Source organism: Lysinibacillus sp. NPDC097868, from assembly GCF_044761135.1.
In the GTDB taxonomy this organism is placed as follows: Bacteria; Bacillota; Bacilli; order Bacillales_A; family Planococcaceae; genus Lysinibacillus.
Genome location: NZ_JBIWBS010000002.1, coordinates 355,499 through 374,594 on the forward strand (window position 1 = coordinate 355,499; position 19,096 = coordinate 374,594).

The 19,096-nt window shown below is 36.4% G+C and carries 23 protein-coding genes; 20 read left to right on the forward strand and 3 right to left on the reverse strand.

Annotated elements, in window-relative coordinates; all coding sequences use genetic code 11:
• Positions 1-526 precede the first annotated feature (526 nt).
• The 16 genes from sufC (at position 527) to ACIQXJ_RS16590 (ending at position 14,762) form a co-directional block, all read left to right on the forward strand.
• Entirely contained in the window at positions 527-1,306 is a 780-nt protein-coding gene (gene sufC, locus ACIQXJ_RS16515) for a Fe-S cluster assembly ATPase SufC (protein ID WP_403055013.1), read from the forward strand.
• Between the two features lie 18 nt (positions 1,307-1,324).
• On the forward strand, positions 1,325-2,632 hold the full coding sequence (sufD, locus tag ACIQXJ_RS16520) for a Fe-S cluster assembly protein SufD (protein WP_403055011.1): 1,308 nt from the start codon (positions 1,325-1,327) through the stop codon (positions 2,630-2,632).
• A complete protein-coding gene (locus ACIQXJ_RS16525) occupies positions 2,632-3,861 on the forward strand; it encodes a cysteine desulfurase (RefSeq protein ID WP_403055009.1) in 1,230 nt (409 codons plus the stop codon). The genes sufD and ACIQXJ_RS16525 overlap by 1 nt, the downstream gene beginning before the upstream one ends.
• Positions 3,851-4,279 carry a Fe-S cluster assembly sulfur transfer protein SufU gene (gene sufU / locus ACIQXJ_RS16530; protein ID WP_340822698.1) on the forward strand — a complete coding sequence of 143 codons (429 nt, stop codon included), beginning with the start codon at positions 3,851-3,853 and terminating at the stop codon, positions 4,277-4,279. Before ACIQXJ_RS16525 ends, sufU begins: the two co-directional genes overlap by 11 nt.
• 24 nt (positions 4,280-4,303) lie before the next feature.
• Positions 4,304-5,701, forward strand: a complete 1,398-nt coding sequence (sufB, locus tag ACIQXJ_RS16535; protein WP_340822699.1) for a Fe-S cluster assembly protein SufB — start codon at positions 4,304-4,306, stop codon at positions 5,699-5,701.
• A gap of 116 nt (positions 5,702-5,817) precedes the next feature.
• Positions 5,818-6,675, forward strand: coding sequence for a DUF72 domain-containing protein (locus ACIQXJ_RS16540; protein WP_403055007.1), 858 nt, complete (start codon positions 5,818-5,820; stop codon positions 6,673-6,675).
• Positions 6,675-7,496 (forward strand): sulfite exporter TauE/SafE family protein, encoded by an 822-nt coding sequence (locus tag ACIQXJ_RS16545; protein WP_403055005.1) that lies wholly within the window; start codon positions 6,675-6,677, stop codon positions 7,494-7,496. Before ACIQXJ_RS16540 ends, ACIQXJ_RS16545 begins: the two co-directional genes overlap by 1 nt.
• Before the next feature lie 16 nt (positions 7,497-7,512).
• Positions 7,513-8,880, forward strand: coding sequence for a bifunctional metallophosphatase/5'-nucleotidase (locus tag ACIQXJ_RS16550; protein WP_403055003.1), 1,368 nt, complete (start codon positions 7,513-7,515; stop codon positions 8,878-8,880).
• Between the two features lie 37 nt (positions 8,881-8,917).
• Positions 8,918-10,027 (forward strand): HD-GYP domain-containing protein, encoded by a 1,110-nt coding sequence (locus ACIQXJ_RS16555; protein WP_340822803.1) that lies wholly within the window; start codon positions 8,918-8,920, stop codon positions 10,025-10,027.
• 44 nt (positions 10,028-10,071) lie between these two features.
• Positions 10,072-10,842 (forward strand): sporulation protein YunB, encoded by a 771-nt coding sequence (gene yunB, locus ACIQXJ_RS16560; protein WP_403055002.1) that lies wholly within the window; start codon positions 10,072-10,074, stop codon positions 10,840-10,842.
• 116 nt (positions 10,843-10,958) lie between these two features.
• Complete coding sequence (gene lipA, locus ACIQXJ_RS16565; RefSeq protein ID WP_340822807.1) at positions 10,959-11,882, forward strand: lipoyl synthase; 924 nt, start codon at positions 10,959-10,961, stop codon at positions 11,880-11,882.
• Between the two features lie 33 nt (positions 11,883-11,915).
• On the forward strand, positions 11,916-12,269 hold the full coding sequence (locus ACIQXJ_RS16570) for a YutD family protein (protein ID WP_403055000.1): 354 nt from the start codon (positions 11,916-11,918) through the stop codon (positions 12,267-12,269).
• 156 nt (positions 12,270-12,425) lie between these two features.
• Complete coding sequence (locus ACIQXJ_RS16575; protein WP_403054998.1) at positions 12,426-13,238, forward strand: undecaprenyl-diphosphate phosphatase; 813 nt, start codon at positions 12,426-12,428, stop codon at positions 13,236-13,238.
• Between the two features lie 113 nt (positions 13,239-13,351).
• Positions 13,352-13,741 (forward strand): hypothetical protein, encoded by a 390-nt coding sequence (locus ACIQXJ_RS16580; RefSeq protein ID WP_403054996.1) that lies wholly within the window; start codon positions 13,352-13,354, stop codon positions 13,739-13,741.
• Positions 13,742-13,991: 250 nt separating this feature from the next.
• Complete coding sequence (locus tag ACIQXJ_RS16585) at positions 13,992-14,519, forward strand: D-glycero-alpha-D-manno-heptose-1,7-bisphosphate 7-phosphatase (RefSeq protein ID WP_403055567.1); 528 nt, start codon at positions 13,992-13,994, stop codon at positions 14,517-14,519.
• Positions 14,520-14,567: 48 nt separating this feature from the next.
• Positions 14,568-14,762: a hypothetical protein gene (locus ACIQXJ_RS16590; protein WP_401012668.1), complete on the forward strand. Its 195-nt coding sequence runs from the start codon at positions 14,568-14,570 to the stop codon at positions 14,760-14,762.
• A gap of 181 nt (positions 14,763-14,943) precedes the next feature.
• Here the strand turns inward: ACIQXJ_RS16590 and ACIQXJ_RS16595 are convergent, their stop codons facing one another.
• Positions 14,944-15,210 carry a DUF3055 domain-containing protein gene (locus tag ACIQXJ_RS16595; protein ID WP_403054994.1) on the reverse strand — a complete coding sequence of 89 codons (267 nt, stop codon included), beginning with the start codon at positions 15,208-15,210 and terminating at the stop codon, positions 14,944-14,946.
• Positions 15,211-15,298: 88 nt separating this feature from the next.
• Here ACIQXJ_RS16595 and ACIQXJ_RS16600 point away from each other — a divergent pair, with 88 nt between their 5' ends.
• Positions 15,299-15,751 (forward strand): DUF86 domain-containing protein, encoded by a 453-nt coding sequence (locus ACIQXJ_RS16600; RefSeq protein WP_403054992.1) that lies wholly within the window; start codon positions 15,299-15,301, stop codon positions 15,749-15,751.
• Positions 15,748-16,500 carry a TIGR01457 family HAD-type hydrolase gene (locus tag ACIQXJ_RS16605; RefSeq protein ID WP_403054990.1) on the forward strand — a complete coding sequence of 251 codons (753 nt, stop codon included), beginning with the start codon at positions 15,748-15,750 and terminating at the stop codon, positions 16,498-16,500. The genes ACIQXJ_RS16600 and ACIQXJ_RS16605 overlap by 4 nt, the downstream gene beginning before the upstream one ends.
• Before the next feature lie 127 nt (positions 16,501-16,627).
• Here ACIQXJ_RS16605 and ACIQXJ_RS16610 read toward each other — a convergent pair whose 3' ends face one another.
• Entirely contained in the window at positions 16,628-16,864 is a 237-nt protein-coding gene (locus tag ACIQXJ_RS16610; RefSeq protein WP_403054988.1) for a YuzB family protein, read from the reverse strand.
• Positions 16,865-17,268: 404 nt separating this feature from the next.
• On the opposite strand from ACIQXJ_RS16610, the gene ACIQXJ_RS16615 reads away from it, so the two are divergent.
• A complete protein-coding gene (locus ACIQXJ_RS16615) occupies positions 17,269-18,336 on the forward strand; it encodes an NAD(P)/FAD-dependent oxidoreductase (RefSeq protein WP_340822817.1) in 1,068 nt (355 codons plus the stop codon).
• A gap of 87 nt (positions 18,337-18,423) precedes the next feature.
• On the opposite strand, the gene ACIQXJ_RS16620 is transcribed toward ACIQXJ_RS16615, so the two are convergent.
• Positions 18,424-18,759 carry a YuzD family protein gene (locus ACIQXJ_RS16620; protein WP_401012658.1) on the reverse strand — a complete coding sequence of 112 codons (336 nt, stop codon included), beginning with the start codon at positions 18,757-18,759 and terminating at the stop codon, positions 18,424-18,426.
• An 84-nt stretch (positions 18,760-18,843) separates the two neighbouring features.
• Here ACIQXJ_RS16620 and ACIQXJ_RS16625 point away from each other — a divergent pair, with 84 nt between their 5' ends.
• Entirely contained in the window at positions 18,844-19,080 is a 237-nt protein-coding gene (locus ACIQXJ_RS16625; RefSeq protein WP_024364841.1) for a NifU family protein, read from the forward strand.
• The last annotated feature ends 16 nt before the right edge of the window (positions 19,081-19,096 follow it).

The following is a 19,096-nucleotide window of genomic DNA, read 5'->3' on the forward strand; positions in this document are numbered from 1 at the left end:
TGTCCCTAGCCTCTTTTAAATGTACATGTAAAATTTTGCGATGACTTCCGCTGAAAGCAAAGTGAATTTTTAACATACAGTAAAAAGTGTATAAATTTTGAAGGGATTATAAAATAGTTTTTTTAAAACGATAGTAATTAATAGTACTAGTACTCTATAATTTTATTTTCTTATAGTGATTCCATTCTAATGAAATAGGATATAGTATAGATATGGTTGTTTGTGCATTTTTGTCACAAAACCGCTACAATTAACGCTTTATGCGGGGTTTCCACTATGTAGCTAGATGAAATCCATTCTCATTTAGGGATATTTCATTGAAAATAGACTTTGTCTATTCTCATTAGCAGTTTCGATTCTAAAAAATCTGAAAATGCTTAAAAAGTCTTTATAATTCAAGATTTTATCATTGAAAAATGAAAGTGGTCAAAATGGTTTGCATAGAGAACGATTTTCAGTTAAGATTAGAATGATGATAATTAAGGAATGGTTGCCCATTCACAGAACACAATATGGAGGTATTTTCATGTCAACTTTAGTAATTAAAGATCTTCACGTTGAAATCGACGGGAAAGAGATTTTAAAAGGCGTAAACCTTACAATTAATACAAATGAAATCCATGCAATTATGGGACCAAACGGAACTGGTAAATCAACACTAGCTTCTGCAATTATGGGACACCCAAAATACGAAGTTACTTCTGGTACAGTTGAACTTGATGGTGAAAACGTACTTGAAATGGAAGTTGATGAGCGTGCACAAGCTGGCTTGTTCCTAGCTATGCAATACCCATCAGAAATCGCTGGTGTAACAAACGCTGATTTCTTACGTTCAGCTATTAATGCACGCCGTGAAGAGGGCGACGAAATTTCACTAATGAAATTCATTCGTGAATTAGATAAAAATATGGAATACCTTGAAATGAACGAAGACATGGCACAACGCTATTTAAACGAAGGTTTCTCTGGCGGTGAGAAAAAACGTAACGAAATTCTTCAATTAATGATGATTAAGCCAACTTTCGCTATTTTAGATGAGATTGACTCTGGTCTTGATATCGATGCACTTAAAGTTGTTTCTAAAGGTATTAATGCAATGCGTGGCGAAGGTTTCGGATGCTTAATGATCACTCACTACCAACGTCTACTTAACTACATCACACCAGACCATGTTCACGTAATGATGCAAGGTCGCGTTGTAAAATCAGGTGGCGAAGAATTAGCGCACCGTTTAGAAGCAGAAGGTTATGACTGGATTAAAAAAGAACTAGGTATCGAAGAAGAAACAGAAGAACAAGAAGCATAAGAAGGAGGACGAACTAGCATGACAGTGGAACTTAACTTGCCTGTAACAATACAGGACGTGCGCTCGTTCTCAGAGGCTAATGGTGAACCAACTTGGTTTGCAGAGCTTCGTACGGCAGCACTAGACAAAGCAGCTGGTTTAGATATGCCAAAACCAGATAGAACAAATATTTCAAAATGGGACTTCATGAACTTCCCATCTCATACAGTTGTCAGTGAAGAATTTGCTTCACTTGATGCACTTCCAGAAGAGGCACGAGGCTTAATTGACCTTGAGTCACAAGAAAACTTATATATTCAACGAAACAATACACCAGCGTTTATTAAAACATCACAGGAGCTTGCTGACAAAGGTGTTATTTTTACAGATATGTTAACAGCTGTACGTGATCACGGTGAGCTTGTTCAAAAGTACTTCATGACTGAAGCGGTAAAAGTTGATGAACATAAATTAACAGCACTTCACGCAGCACTTGTGAACGGTGGCGTATTTGTTTACGTACCGAAAAATGTCATTATTGAGCAACCTTTACAAGTTGTATTCTTAAATGATAATGCAGAAGCTTCACTTTATAACCACGTATTAGTAGTAGCTGAAGCAAATGCAGCTGTCACATATGTGGAAACATATATTTCTACAGTTGAAGAAGCAAAAGCTCAAGCTAACATTATTTCTGAAGTAATTGTACAAGATAATGCACAAGTAATTTACGGTGCGGTTGATGTACTTGCTAAAGGTTATACTACTTATGTAAATCGTCGTGCTCGTTTAGCGCGTGATGCAAAAGTTGACTGGGCTCTTGGTCTAATGAATGATTCAGATACAATTTCTGAAAACATTACACACCTTGTCGGTGACGGTTCACATGCTGATACAAAAACAGTTGTTGTTGGTCGCGGAGAGCAAAAACTAAACTTTACAACAGAAGTTCGTCACTGGGGTAAAAACTCAAATGGTCACATCTTAAAACACGGTGTGATGAAAGATGCAGCACAGTCAATTTTCAACGGTATTGGCTATATTGAGCACGGTGCTACAAAAGCAGATGCACAACAAGAATCACGTGTGTTAATGCTTTCTGAAAAAGCACGTGGCGATGCTAACCCAATTCTTTTAATTGACGAAGATGATGTAACAGCAGGACACGCAGCATCTGTAGGACGAGTAGATCCACTACAACTTTATTACTTAATGAGTCGTGGTATCTCGAAAGCAGAAGCAGAGCGCCTTGTTATCCATGGATTCCTTGCGCCAGTTGTTAAGCAATTACCTATAGAAGGCGTTCAAAAGCAACTGACGGAGGTTATCGAAAGGAAAGTTCGCTAATGATCAATAAAGACATTAAAAGCTATTTCCCAATATTAAATCAACAAGTAAATGGTCATCCACTTGTTTACCTTGATAGCGCAGCAACATCTCAAAAGCCTACTCAAGTAATTGAAGCAATTAAGCATTATTATGAATTTGATAACTCGAATGTTCACCGAGGTGTGCATACATTGGGAAATCGTGCGACTGACAAATACGAGGGTGCTCGTGAAAAGGTGCGCAATTTCATTAATGCGAAATCAACAGAAGAAATTATTTTTACTCGTGGTACAACGACTGCGTTAAATACAGTAGCATCTAGTTATGGTCGTGCAAATGTTGAGCAAGGTGATGAAATTGTCATTACGCATATGGAGCATCACTCCAACATTATTCCTTGGCAACAGCTTGCAAAAGAAAAAAATGCAACATTAAAGTACATTGACCTTGAGGCAGATGGCACAATTGATCTTGAAAAAGTTCGAGCAACGATAACACCGAAAACGAAAATCGTGTCAGTATCAATGGCATCAAATGTTCTCGGTACAATTAATCCGATTAAAGAAATTGCAAAAATTGCACATGCAAATGGTGCTGTAATGGTAGCTGATGGTGCGCAAGCTGCACCGCATATGAAGATTGATGTGCAAGATTTAGATGTAGATTTCTTAGGTTTTTCAGGTCATAAAATGTGCGGTCCGACTGGAATAGGTGTACTATATGGTAAAAAAGAGCACCTTGAAAAGATGGAGCCAATTGAATTTGGTGGCGAAATGATCGATTTTGTTGGACTACATGATTCAACGTGGAAGGAATTACCGTGGAAATTTGAAGGTGGTACGCCTATCATTGCAGGTGCAATCGGTTTAGGTGCTGCTATCGATTTCTTAACTGAAGTAGGGTTAGAGAATATTGCACAGCATGAGCATAAGCTTGTAGGCTATGCAATGGATCAACTTGAAACAATTGAGGGACTTAAAATTTTTGGTCCGCGCGATCCAATGAAACGTTGTGGTCTTGTTACGTTTAACTTAGATGATGTACATCCGCATGATGTTGCAACAGTTCTAGACATGAACGGTATCGCTGTTCGTGCAGGACATCATTGCGCTCAGCCACTAATGAAATGTCTCCAACAAGTAGCGACAGCGCGTGCAAGCTTTTATCTGTATAACACGGAGGAAGATATTGACCGCTTAGTTGCCGGGTTGCGTTCTGCGAAGGAGTATTTTGGCGATGTCTTTTAATAATTTAGATCAACTATACCGTTCAGTTATCATGGATCATTATAAAAATCCTCGAAATAAAGGATCTTTAGATACAGATGCTGTAACAATTGATATGAACAATCCGACTTGTGGCGACCGCATTCACTTAACGCTTAAAGTGAATGATGGTGTTGTAGAAGATGCAAAATTTGATGGTGAAGGCTGTTCTATTTCGATGTCTTCTGCTTCAATGATGACACAAATTGTCAAAGGGAAAAAAGTAGAAGAAGCTTTAGAGCTTGCTGAAATTTTCTCAAAAATGATGATGGGTGAAGAATATAGCGATAAATACGACCTTGAGGATGTTGAGGCACTGCAAGGTGTTTCTCAATTCCCTGCACGAATTAAATGTGCGACATTGGCTTGGAAAGCAATGGAAAAAGGCGTAAAAGAATAATAATTCGTGAACGGAGGAGAAATAATGGCTAAAAAAATGCCGGATATTGGCGATTACAAATACGGATTCCATGACAAGGACGTATCAATTTTCCGTTCAAAACGTGGTTTAACTGAAGAAATCGTCCGTGAAATTTCAAATATGAAGCAAGAGCCTGAGTGGATGCTTGAATACCGCTTAAAAGCGCTTGAAACTTTCTATACAAAACCAATGCCACAATGGGGTGGCGACCTTGGCGATTTAAACTTCGATGAAATTACGTACTACGTAAAACCATCTGAAGCTACGCAAAAATCTTGGGATGAAGTACCTGAAGAAATTAAAGCAACATTTGATAAATTAGGTATTCCTGAAGCAGAGCAAAAGTATCTTGCAGGTGTATCAGCTCAGTACGAATCTGAGGTAGTATACCACAATATGAAACAAGAGCTTGAAGATCTTGGTATTGTGTTTAAAGATACTGATTCTGCATTACGTGAAAATGAAGATATTTTCAAAAAATATTGGGGTAAAGTAATTCCATACACTGACAACAAATTTGCTGCACTAAATTCAGCAGTTTGGTCAGGTGGTTCATTTATTTATGTGCCACCAGGTGTAAAAGTTGAAACACCTTTACAAGCTTACTTCCGTATTAACTCTGAAAATATGGGTCAATTCGAACGTACGCTAATTATTGTGGATGAGGGTGCACATGTACACTATGTTGAAGGATGTACAGCTCCTGTTTATACAACTAACTCTTTACACTCAGCAGTTGTAGAGATTATCGTTGAAAAAAATGCTTATTGCCGTTATACAACGATTCAAAACTGGGCGAACAACGTTTACAATTTAGTAACAAAGCGTACAGTTGTTGAAGCAAACGGTACGATGGAATGGATCGATGGTAATATCGGTTCTAAATTAACGATGAAATACCCAGCTTGTATCCTAAAAGGTGAAGGCGCTCGTGGTATGACATTATCAATTGCATTAGCTGGTAAAGGGCAACACCAACATGCTGGAGCAAAAATGATTCATATGGCACCTAATACATCTTCTACAATCGTTTCTAAATCGATTGCTAAACAAGGTGGTAAAGTAACATATATGGGTCAAGTACGTTTCGGTCCTAAAGCAAGTGGTGCACGTGCCAACATTGAATGTGATACGTTAATCATGGATAACCAATCTACTTCGGATACAATTCCATACAACGAAATTTTAAATGATAATGTTTCTTTAGAGCATGAAGCGAAAGTTTCTAAAGTATCAGAAGAGCAATTATTCTACTTAATGTCTCGTGGTATTTCTGAAGAAGAGGCAACAGAAATGATCGTAATGGGCTTTATCGAACCATTTACGAAAGAATTACCAATGGAATACGCAGTAGAAATGAACCGTCTCATCAAGTTTGAGATGGAAGGTTCTATCGGCTGATTTTTTGTTGATGTACATGCGACTAGAGCTATTTTAGCTTTAGTCGCTTTTTATTTTTGTAAGTATTTGCACTTAGAAAGTGTGTGCTATCATTATGTACATAAGGAGGGAGTCACTTGATTCGAGTTGGATTAACAGGTTGGGGCGATCATCCTTCGTTATATAGTAGTGTGACTGCCTCAAAGGACAAATTATTCGATTACGCAGGTCATTTTTTAACGGTAGAATTAGATACATCTTTTTATGCCATTCCGTCAGTTGATAATGTTCGAAAATGGTGTGAGCTAACACCAGATTCATTTCGTTTTGTAATAAAGGCTTACCAGGGAATGACTGGACATTTGCGGGGGGAAATTCCCTTTGAATCCAAAAATGATATGTTCAATGCTTTTATCGAATGTGCTAATGAATTTAAACGTCACGGGAAGTTAGCAATAATATTGGCACAATTTCCGCCATGGTTTGATTGTCAGTCAAAAAATGTACAATACTTACTGTATATTAGGCAACAATTAAAAGAGTTCGATGTGGCGATTGAGTTTCGGAATCAGACATGGTATGCAGAGAAGGTTGTTAAGCAAACAATGGATTTTTTAAAGGAACATCAATTTATTCATACAATTTGCGATGAACCGCAAGCAGGTATTGGTTCTGTTCCTTTTTATCCTGCAGTAACGGCAAATAATGCACTCGTCCGTATTCATGGACGTAATATTCATGGTTGGCGTAATACGGGCAATTCGGAAAACTGGCGCAAAGTTCGTTTTTTATATGATTACAATAAAGAAGAACTACAACAACTCGGACAGCATCTTCTAAGCATAGAGCCTAATGTGCAGGAGCTATTTGTTTTATTTAATAATAACTCTGGTCAACATGCTGCAAAAAATGCGAAAGAACTTCAGGAGATGTTAGCTATTCGAGATGTTGGTTTAGCACCAAAACAATTAAATATGTTTGAGGGAGAAGTATAATGGAGTTTATTCTTTTAGTAGTGATTGCACTAGCCTCGGGGCTCATTGGTTCACTTGTAGGGCTCGGTGGAGGGATTATTTTAGTACCTGCAACTTTATTTGTTGGATTAAACCTCGGAATGCTCTCAGATATTACACCGCAAAAAGTAGTAGGGCTATCGGTTGTAATGATGATTTTCACTGGGCTAGCGTCCACTTTAAGCTATATGAAATCCAAAACAGTGGATTATAAAAGTGGGTTTATATTCTTTTTAGGGAGTATTCCAGGGACGATATTAGGTGCATGGGTAAATAAAGGATTGGATTTACCCTCATTTAACTTATATTTTGGGATATTATTAATTGTTATATCGATAATTTTACTTGTACGCGATAAATTGAAACCTGTACAATGGTTTGTGAAAAATGGTACGCAACATCAGTTTATCGATGAAGCAGGACAAACGTATGTCTACGGATATCCTATTTGGTTTGCGTTATTATTCTGCTTTGCAGTTGGCTTTGCCTCAGGATTATTTGGAATTGGTGGCGGCTCAATGATTGTGCCTGCAATGATTATTTTGTTTTTATTTCCGCCACATGTTGCAGTGGCAACTTCGATGTTTATGGTATTCCTAACTTCGATTGTGAACTCCGCGAGTCATATTTATTTAGGACATGTACCATGGCTTTATACGATTCCTGTTATTCCTGGAGCTTATATCGGGGCTAAACTAGGAGCAGCGCTTAATAAAAAAATTAAATCCGATACACTTGTCCTAGCACTACGAATTATTTTATTATTATTAGGAATTCGTTCCATTATAGAGGGCTTATTGTAAAGAAGAGGTGGCTTGAATGCTGGAAAAAATTCATATTTTTCACACAAATGATTTGCATAGTCATTTTAAGTATTGGCCACGAATGCAAAACTATGTGACTACGCAACGTGCTCAGTATGAGGCTTTAGGTGAAACGAGCTTTTTAGTGGATGTTGGGGATCATTTAGATAGGTCGAATATTTATACAGATGCCACAATTGGCAAGGGCAATGTCCAATTATTAAACAACGCCGGTTATGATGTTGTAACAATAGGCAATAATGAAGGCATTACATTGTCGCATGAAGAGCTCTTTCATTTATACGATGACGCGCTATTTGAAGTCGTAGTGGGAAATGTTAATGCATCCAAAGGGGAAAATCCAACGTGGTTGAAGCCTTACGTTATATTAACAACGAAATACGGTACAAAAATTGCAGTTATTGCTGCGACAGCAATGTTCGAAATCTATTATAAGGAATTGAACTGGCAAATAGATGATGCTCGAAGCTCACTTATTCGTTTAACTCACCAACTTCGTAAAGAAGTTGATATTGTTGTTTGTCTGTCACATTTAGGAATTACTGAAGATGAACTATTAGCGGAGGAATGTCCAGGAATCGATGTCATTTTTGGTTCACATACCCATCATACCCTGCCAAATGGCAAGTTTATCAATGGTGTCTTGCTTACAGGTGGAGGAAAATTTGGTCAATATACGGGACACCTCGTGCTAGAATACGATAAAAAAACGAGGGAAATTGTTGAAAAAAAGGATACTTTAATTCATAATAAGGACTTGCCAATTGTTGAAAATGAAAAAGAGTTTCTGCTATCTTTAGAAGAAGAAGGTAAAAGCTTATTAGACAAGCCTGTATTTTCAACCAAAAAGACGTACAATAAAGAATGGTTCCACTACTCACAATTATCACATCTATTTGCGCAAGCAATAATAGAAAGAAGTGGTGCGGACTGTGCGTTATTTAATGCAGGGATTTTTTTAGACGGCCTTCCAAAAGGAACGGTAACAGCGCTTGATTTGCATAAAATTTTTCCACATCCTATTAATTTATGTACAATTGAATTGTCAGTTTCGGAAATGAAAGAAATTTTTCAGCAATCGAAAAATGAAGAATGGCCCAATATGGAACTTAAAGGGTTAGGTTTTAGGGGCGTTATTTTTGGTAAGATGCTGACATATGGCTTTGCTATGAATGAGGATCGTCAATTGCTCATAAATGGTAAGATTGCAGATAATGATCGTACTTATAAATTAGTGACACTTGATTTGTTTACGTTCGGTTATTTTTATCCAAGCTTTAAATATGCAAAGAAAAAATATATTTTACCTGATTTTTTACGAAACATTATGTTAGATTATGGGCAAAGTTTCTTTAAGCGATAGATAAACAAAGCTTTAAGAATGGATTGGGGAAGAAGTCATGCGATTAATTTCAATCGATGTATTAAAAGAAGGTATGGTATTAGGAAGAACCATTTGGAATGAGGCAGGTCATCCACTTTTAAAGAAAGACGTTGTCATTAATGAACGTATTATTGAAAGACTTCAACAGTTGAATACTCATTATTTATATATAGACGACAAACTTTCTGAAGGCATTGAAGTGAAGGAGACGGTTCCTACTGATGTCCGAAACAAAACCATTTCGACCATAAAAGATTCTTTTCAATCAATAAATGGTTTAAGTACGGTTAATGCCTCTTATATACTTGATCAGCAATCGAAAGCGATTGTCACGATTGTCGATGAACTACTCTCAGCTGTTACAGGTAATAATGAAATTTTAACGGTTTTAACAGATGCTTATTTATTCGATGAATATTTGTATCAGCATTCTTTTCATGTAACCCTATATTCGATTGCTATTGCTAAAGAATTGGGACATTCAGCCGAAGATCTTCGTTTAATTGGTATTGGTGCCTTATTGCATGATGTTGGAAAGCTTATGGTGCCGAAAGAGATACTCAAAAAACCGGGTCGCTTAACGCATGAGGAATTTGAAATGATGAAAATGCACACGCGTTTTGGATTTGATTTATTACGTAATTTACATTCCATTTCCTTACTGGTTGCACATTGTGCTTTTCAACATCATGAACGCATTGATGGAAGTGGCTATCCACGTGGTTTAGTTGATTTTGAAATTCATCCATTCGCTAAAATTATCGGTGTAGCTGATGTATTCGATGCGGTGACTACGAATCGCGTATATCGTGAAAAGATGCTTCCTTCACAAGGGCTTGCCATTGTAGAAGCTGGCTCAGGTACACTTTACGATGCGCGCATTGTCAATGCATTGAAAAAATCAGTTGTACATTATCCGAATGGACTGATTTTAAAATTATCAGACGGTCGTCGAGGAATTGTTTCTAAACAAAATAATTTGGATTCATCCTTGCCGTGGATTCGAATTTTTGAAGAACAAAATGAATTACTCACAGCGACATATGAAATTAATTTAGTGGACTATCCAACTGTAACAATTGATAGTATTGAAACCGATTATGTAGTACCATCGAGAGTCGTATAATTTGCTCCTCCTGTTCATAAGTTGTAGAACAGGAGGAGATTTTTTTGTTTTTCCCTCGAAAAAGGATGAAATTGCGAACGAATCATAAAAGAGGAATGCAGCTCAATCGTTTAACCTTATTAATTGTTGTGAGTATCATTTGTATAGTATTTTTTCTGTATTTTTTAAATGAACGTCTTAAACCCACATATTTGGAATATGCCGAAGTTCAGACGAATAAAATAGCGTCGTATGTTGTCAGTAAAGCCATTAACTCACGTACTTCTAACGTATTAGACGTTAATGATATAATCGAAGATGTACCATCTGGCACCTCTGTAACAACAAAATTTAATACAGAAATTATCAATAGAGTACGTGCAGAAACACTCGAACTTGTAAAAATGTATTTAGAGCAGGCTGAGCATGGAGAATTGGCCCATCTACCAGATTTAGATAATGTCGAATATGATATGAATAAAATTCAAGAAGGTGATGGGATTGTTTTTTTCGTCCCACTTGCACAGGCGGCTGATCTTCCTTTACTCGGTAATTTGGGTCCGAAAATACCAATTCGTTTTCATGTAATAGGTAATGTTCATAGTAATGTTACATCAGATATAAGGGAATTTGGCATTAATAGTGCCTATGTAGAAGTAGGTATTCATATAGAAGTTAATGTCCAAATAATAGTTCCATTTGCTAGTAAATCAACGACGGTATCTCAGGACATTCCGGTAGCGATGGGGTTAACGAGAGGACCAGTACCAAACATTTATACAAATGGTGGAGATGCAGTACAACCATCTATAGAAGTACCAGTTCCGTACCAATAGAAAAGTTTAAGTTGAGAGTAAATGTTAGTTGTTGCCGTTCGTGTAATATGATACATTGACAACAGTGATGGTAGATAATATTCAACAAAAGATAACTTTGATAGGGGCGAATTTGTATGACATCCTGTAAACCTACTAGCCATGAAAAAGAAGAACATGTAAGAAAACCAGATTGGCTTAAAATTAAACTAAACACGAACGATGAATATAAAGGTCTTAAAAAGCTTATGCGTGAAAAAAATCTTCATACAGTATGTGAAGAAGCGCGCTGTCCAAATATTCATGAATGCTGGGGTGAACGCCGTACAGCAACTATGATGATTTTAGGATCAGTTTGTACACGTGCTTGTCGTTTCTGCGCAGTAAAAACTGGTTTGCCAAATGAGTTAGATCTTGCGGAACCAGAACGTGTTGCAGACTCAGTAGCCATTATGAATTTAAAGCACGTTGTAATTACAATGGTAGCACGTGATGATTTAAAGGATGGCGGTGCAGAAGTTTTAGCTGAAACAGTGCGCGCTATTCGCCGTAAAAGTCCTTTCACGTCTGTAGAAGTATTACCTTCTGACCTTGGTGGTTTGAAGGAAAATCTTCAACTTTTAATGGACTCTAAACCAGATATTTTAAATCATAATATTGAAACAGTACGCCGTTTGACACCAAGAGTACGTGCACGTGCGAAATATGAACGTTCATTAGATTTTCTTCGTTTGGCAAAAGAGATGCAACCAGACATTCCAACAAAGTCATCATTAATGATTGGCTTAGGAGAAACGCATGAAGAAATTTTGGAGGTAATGGACGATTTACGTGCAAATAACGTGGATATTATGACAATTGGTCAATATTTACAACCAACAAAAAAACATTTATCTGTAAAAAAATATTATTCACCTATTGAATTTGGCAAACTTCGCAAAATTGCAATGGAAAAAGGCTTCAAGCATTGTGAAGCAGGACCACTTGTACGCAGTAGTTATCATGCCGATGAGCAAGTGAATGCTGCAACGAAGGAGCGACAACTACAAGCTGAAGTATAATGTGAAAAGATTGACGAGAAAGGTGGTGTCACTTTGATAATTATAGAAGGATATGAATATGAAATTGTTGAAGATTATCGTGAAGCTTTTCAGGAAGAAGCATTTAAGGAGCGGTACTCTGATATTTTAGTCAAATATGATTATATTGTAGGCGACTGGGGCTATAATCAGCTACGTCTAAAAGGTTTTTTTGATGATAAAAATCAAAAATCTACCTTTGATACGAAAATTAGTACGCTACAAGATTACTTATATGAGTATTGTAATTTTGGCTGTGCTTATTTTGTTTTACGTAAAGGCGGTAAAGTTATTTTACAGCCCGACGTTGTAGTAAATGAAGCAACTGAAGTGACAAAACTAAATGACAATGAACAAATAGCAGAATAGCTATAATATTACCTGATGTGAAATTTGCATCAGGTTTTTTTATTTATAGGTGTTTTGAAATATTTAAGACATTCATCTAATTTAGAGTGCCATTATTATTATGTATAATGAAATAACTACCATTGTAATAATTTTTGAAGAGGGAGAGGAACATCTATGGAACTTTTTGATCTAATTAAAGCGATTATCTTAGGTTTTATTGAAGGAATGACAGAGTTTGCACCTGTTTCATCAACTGGTCACTTAATTATTGTAGATGACATGTGGCTACAAACAAATATACTTTTAGGAGATAAAGCTGCAATTACATTTAAAATTGTAATTCAATTAGGCTCAATTTTAGCTGTTTTTCTTGTTTTTTGGAAACGTATTTTAAGTCTGTTAGGGTTTAATAAAAATATTACGTCTCATTTAAACTTGTTGCATGTTGTAATTGCATTATTACCTGCAACTGTATTGGGTTTAACTTTCAAGGATTATATTGACAAATTATTTAAAATAGAGACGGTCATAGTGGCTCTAATTATTGGTGCAGTTCTTATGATGTTTGCTGATAAATTAGGTCCTGAAAAATCGAAAGTTGTCTCTTTGGATCAAATTACTTATAAACAAGCATTTATGATTGGAATTATACAATGTTTATCACTTTGGCCTGGATTTTCACGTTCAGGAGCGACGATTTCAGGTGGCGTTTTACTTGGAATGAATCATAAAGTAGCAGCTGATTTTACCTTTATCATGGCTGTACCAATTATGATAGGCGCAAGTAGTGTATCAATCGTTAAAAATTGGGAATACTTATCTTTTGATTATTTAGGGTTTTACACTGCGGGTTTTATTAGCTCGTTTGCTTTTTCTCTTATATCCATTCGCTTCTTTTTAAAAATTATTTCGCGCATTAAATTAACCCCATTTGCAATTTACCGAATCATATTAGCTATTATCTTAGTCTTTATGTTATATATGTGATTGTTAATTTTTATATAAATCAAATAATTTAGAATTATTAATATTCAGAATTTACAGAATTAATAGTTTGTGATAATATAGAATCGAAAAAAATACGAAGGGAGATTTTTTCCATGAAAAAGATGGTGAAAGCTTTATTTTCTTTCGCATTTGTTAGTATTATTGCAATTGGATTTAGTAATGATGTCCCTGCAGCTATTCAATCTAATAATGCAACAGTTTCCTTGGGGAATTTTAGTATTAGTTCGGGACAAACTAGAACTACTGATTATTGTAAAGCTATTAAAACTAATATGACATTAGGGTTTAATGCTGAAAATAGTTTTGGTAATTATAAATTCCAACATAAACCTCCTAACGGCAATTGGAGTACAGTAGGTTCTAATTCTGTTGTTTTAGCAGGAACAAAATATATTAACGTTAGTTCAAAAGTAGATTGGTCATATCGCCTTGTTTTCAATGGTGGTAGTAGAACAAATTACATCCAAGTATGGTGTGAGTAATATAGATGTCGTAAGTTTTCCATTACAAATGGGAGAAGAGATTTCTAGTTGGTGGTAACATAACCGTCCGCCGAAGTGAATAGGAAGGTGTTAGATTGATTGCAGTCAGTCTAACACTTTTCTATTTGTTCTTACGAACTGTAAAATGAAATTAACTTCAGTCAAAGTCTGTGTTCATAGCTTTACTCGCAATGGGAAACAATATCTTTTAACGAAGGCGTAAATGATTATTAATAAAGGTGTGATTTATATAAAAAGAGCAGTATTTTTGGACAGGGATGGCGTTATTAACGAAGTATTGACCAACAGAGTTAAATTTGTTAACAAACCTCAGCAACTTTTTTTCTTACCTGGCGTACCGGAAGCGATAAAAAAATTGAACGATTTCTTTGATTTTGTCTTTGTTGTAACAAATCAAGGAGGTGTTGGATTAGGGTTTATGAAGGAAGGTCAACTTAAAAAAATTCACGTTCATATGGCGAATGAATTGAAGAAACAAGGTGCTACAATTCATGAAGTAGTGTATTGTCCTCATAAACCAAAAGCTGGGTGTGACTGTCGTAAGCCCAAAAGTAAGTTAATTGTGGATCTTGCCGAAAAATATAATGTCGATTTATCCAAATCCTATATGGTGGGGGATACAGATACAGACATAATTGCAGGGAAAAGAGCCGGCACAAAGGGCGTTTTTCTAGGTAAACGCGATCCGCTTGCAGATGCAATATTCCCCGACTTAATAAGTGCAGTAGACTGGATAATAGAAGATGCACAATTTTAGCTTTTAATGTATTAAGTATAAATCACATAAAAAAGGATAATTTATAAATTGGAGGTGAAAATTTTGGCGAACGATAAACAAAAGAAAAAACAATTAGACCGTGAAGAATACGGATATGGATTTGATATTAGTGTTGATGATTTAGCTGTTATTGGGCAAAACAAACAAGCGAAAAAACAAAACGATAACGAAAATAAAGACAAACCACATAATAAAGACAACCCATCAACCTTAAATAAATAATGATGTATGGATTGTCCAAGATGGTAATTCAATTAGCGAAATCTGTTTGTCGATGAGATTTTGACAAAAAAAATTCCGCTCTATTCCAGCGGGGGAGTTAATGTCAGTTTGTACGACTTACGGATTGCCCCAAGGAAATGATCAGCGGAATTTTTTTTGTATTTAAATCTTCATACGGGTGTCAATTAAGTAATTCACGTAAGTAGTCACGTAATTCAATCGTGTCTTCTTCAGAACGGTTGTACACGTGTTCAAGGTAGCCAGGTTCTTCGACATCGTCTGGTCCTATAATGGCGAAACGGCCAAATTGGATATCCATTACAAGTACCTTTCCAAAGAAGCGTCCAGATTGTAAAATGGCTAAATCGTAACGAAGTTTTTGCCCTGCGAAACTTACAAAGCGTGTTTTTGTATCTTCTACATCATCATATAAGAAAAAACGTTCCATCTTTTAATCTCCTTCCAGTCCTATAGATATGGTACTATAGAAGAGAAAAGAGTATCAACTTTAAAAGATTTGAATGGGGGCTTTCCTTGTGTATTTTGTAGATCGAAATAAAATCACAACAAACTTACAGTACTTAGATAAACTATTAGCTATTTTTGAGGCAGAGGATAACTGGCTTCAAAGTGATATTACGAAATTAGCAATCGAGCGTATCGGTCATAACGTGATGGAATCAATGATGGATGTAGGTAACTTGATGATTGACGGCTTTATTATGCGTGATCCAGGTAGCTATGAGGACATAATTGATATTTTAATCGATGAAAAAGTTGTATCAACTGACATTGAAGCATCATTAAAGGCTGTTGTAGGCTTACGTAAAATGCTTGTTCGTGAATTTGCATCTGTAGATATTACTGAAGTTTTGGATGTTTTAACGGCAAGCTTACCTGCTTTAAAGCAGTTTGCACCAGCTGTGAATAGCTACTTAACAAATGAGTTAGGTCCCGTATCAGCATTTTTACCTGAGGATCATCAATGAAAACTTATAAGGCTTATTGCTTTGATTTAGATGGCACTGTCTACCGCGGTAAGGAAGGTATTTCTTCCGCGGTAGCTTTTATACAGAGATTACAGCAACAGGGGGTTGAACCCTTTTACGTGACAAACAATTCTTCTAAAACGCGAGAGCAATTACAAGAATCTTTAAGAGCTATTGGAGTAGAAGCACCACTTCATCATATTTATTCTAGTGCCTTAGTTACGGCAAAGTATGTAGCTCTGAATTTTTCAGGCAAGAAAGTAGCGATGATGGGCTCAGATGGTATTAGATTGGCGTTAAAAAATGAAGGAATTGAACCTGTAGACAACGAGCCAGATGTATTTGTTATGGGAATAGATCGAACTTTGGATTATATGGCATTAGCAAAGGCAACGATTGCAGTGCAAAATGGTGCGACATTTATCGCAACAAATCAAGATATTAAGTTTCCAACAGAATATGGATTTTTACCTGGGAATGGTTCATTTGCGCGTTTAGTAGGGGATGTTGCAGGTGTCGAGCCGATATACATCGGTAAGCCATCGCCTGCAATGCTCGACATCATTGCAAGAGAGCATCGTTTTACAAAAGATGAGATGGTGATGATTGGTGATAACTACGATACAGACATTATGTGTGGTATTCGTTTCGGCTGTGATACAATTCATGTTAACACAGGCGTAACGCCAACAAGTGCCGTGCTTGAAAAAGAACTGCAACCTACTTATTTAGTAGAAACGCTCGTTTAAAAACACTAACTGTGATGGACTTTATAAAAAAACAAAGGATGTTATACCGATTAATGGTATAACATCCTTTTCATATGTGTAACTTTATTTTATAGGACTCGACATGTATGTTATATAAACAATTATATTACCATAATGGATTTTCTTCGATAAATTGATATATAGCTTCTGTGAGCTCATCAGGAGAAGCGGCTTCAACTAAATCACCATTTACTATCGCATAAAAGGATTCAGAACACTTCGTACAATAGCTGAGGCAGCCATATTCCAAAACGTCGATATTTGGATCGCGTTCGAGTATTTCATAAGTTTTCTGTGAGCCATTTGCTAAATTACTTACACAAAATTCAACCATTGGATTCATATGTTCACCTCACCATTGTTATGCTACTAGCTTTTGAAACGTTCGTCAATGTTTTAACTTGATTCAACAAAAGCCAACACATTTTCAAGTGGGGGAAAATGCTAAACTATGCACATGATTTCGTAGGCGTTCATAATCGAAATGAATCATGTTATGAGTTACCGAGAATGTCACAAATTTAAAGTGGTACTTTTCGAGCATGCTACACAAAAACTAGAGATAATAAGCTCGAGCTGTAATCGTTCTTGTATGAATTGTTGTTAAAAAACGCAAAGAAGTAATCGATATTGTGAAATCTTTCACAAAAAATGCATATTGATATTGTGAAACTTCTCACAATCGGTTATACTCAATTGTGGATACTTTGTGAACAATTATTATTAGATATATTAAAGGAGACTATTATGGGGAAATTAGTACTTTTAGGTGGCGGCTACGGCAATATGCGTGTCATGCTTCGACTTTTACCAAACAACTTACCGTTAGACACGGAAATCGTTTTAGTAGATAGAGCACCTTTCCATAGTTTAAAAACAGAATTTTATGCATTAGCAGCAGGGACATCGACAGATAAAGAAATTCGTGTAAGCTTCCCAGAGCACGAGCGTTTAACGGCTGTATATGGTGAGGCCGTTGACATTAACCGTGCAGAAAAAGTAGTCATTCTAGAAGATGGGCAACGTATTGAATATGATGATTTAGTAATTGGTCTAGGCTGTGAAGATAAATATCATGGTGTGCCAGGTGCAGAAGAGTACACATACAGCATTCAGACGATGGCAAAATCACGTGCAACATTCCAAGCGTTATGTGGTTTACCAGCAGGCTCTACTGTCGGTATTGTGGGTGCTGGTTTAAGTGGTATTGAGTTAGCGAGTGAACTACGTGAAAGCCGTGCTGATTTAAAAGTAAAATTATTTGACCGAGGTTCACGTATTTTGAAAGACTTCCCTGAGAAGCTTAGTAAATATGTGAAAGCATGGTTTACTAAACATAATGTAGATGTAATAGCAAACTCTAATATTACTAAAGTAGAACCTGGTAAAATATTTAATCATGAAGAAGAAATTCCGTTAGATGCCATAGTTTGGACTGCAGGGGTACAGCCTGTTAAAATCGTCCGCGATATGGATGTAGAAAAGGATCGCCAAGGTCGTCCAATTGTTACACAATACTTTAATGTTTTGGATGATGAGCATGTATATGTTGTAGGTGATTGTGCTTCTTCAGACTTTTCTCCAAGTGCACAATTAGCGGAAGAACAGGCAGAGCATATCGTCAAAGTATTGCGCATGCGTTGGAAAGGTGAGCATTTACCAGAAAAAATGCCAGATATTAAATTAAAAGGTTTCATGGGTTCATTAGGTAAAAAACAAGGCTTCGCATACCTAGCCGATACAACTGTTACAGGTCGTATTGCGCGTTTAATGAAATCTGGATTACTGTGGATGTATAAATATCAAAACGATTAATAAGTTGCTCTTTTGACGTTGAGCATTAATATATAATAAAAAAGGGATTGCTCAAAGAACTTATGAACAATCCCTTTCCTATTTTCTTTAAACGGTTTCGTCAGGTGTAAAGCCAAGGTTTTCAAGTGCAGTGAAGACAGGTTTTAATTGGACATAGCCTTCTCCTACTACTTCATCATTAATTAGGACAAGTGGATAGAAAAATTCATCTTCTTGAATACGTGTAGCATAGTCCTGGTCACGATCATTCTCAATTGGACCTTCAATATCGACATAGCGAATATCATAGGCTTGGTCTGGATATTTTCGATCAATGGCAGCTTGTAACCATTCATATGTATCTTTTGAAGAAGGTGCATTGACACAGCTAGCACAAATCACAGCTGTTCCGTAAATTTCAATAATTGGTTTTGATTGACCCATAGTATTTATTCTCCCCCGTGATTCTATATTGGATTTTTTCTGTTGCTAACATTATAATCATTATAAGGAAAGGAGTCGAGACAAATGGCAGAAGCAACGATTAACGACCAAGTTCAAGAAGTATTAGATAAATTACGCCCATTCTTACTACGTGACGGTGGAGACTGTGAATTAGTAGACGTAGAAGATGGTGTTGTAAAATTACGTTTATTAGGTGCATGCGGTAGTTGCCCTAGTTCTACGATTACACTAAAAGCAGGTATCGAACGTGCTTTATTAGAAGAAGTACCAGGTATCATTGAAGTAGAGCAAGTTTTCTAATCATTTCGTATAAAAA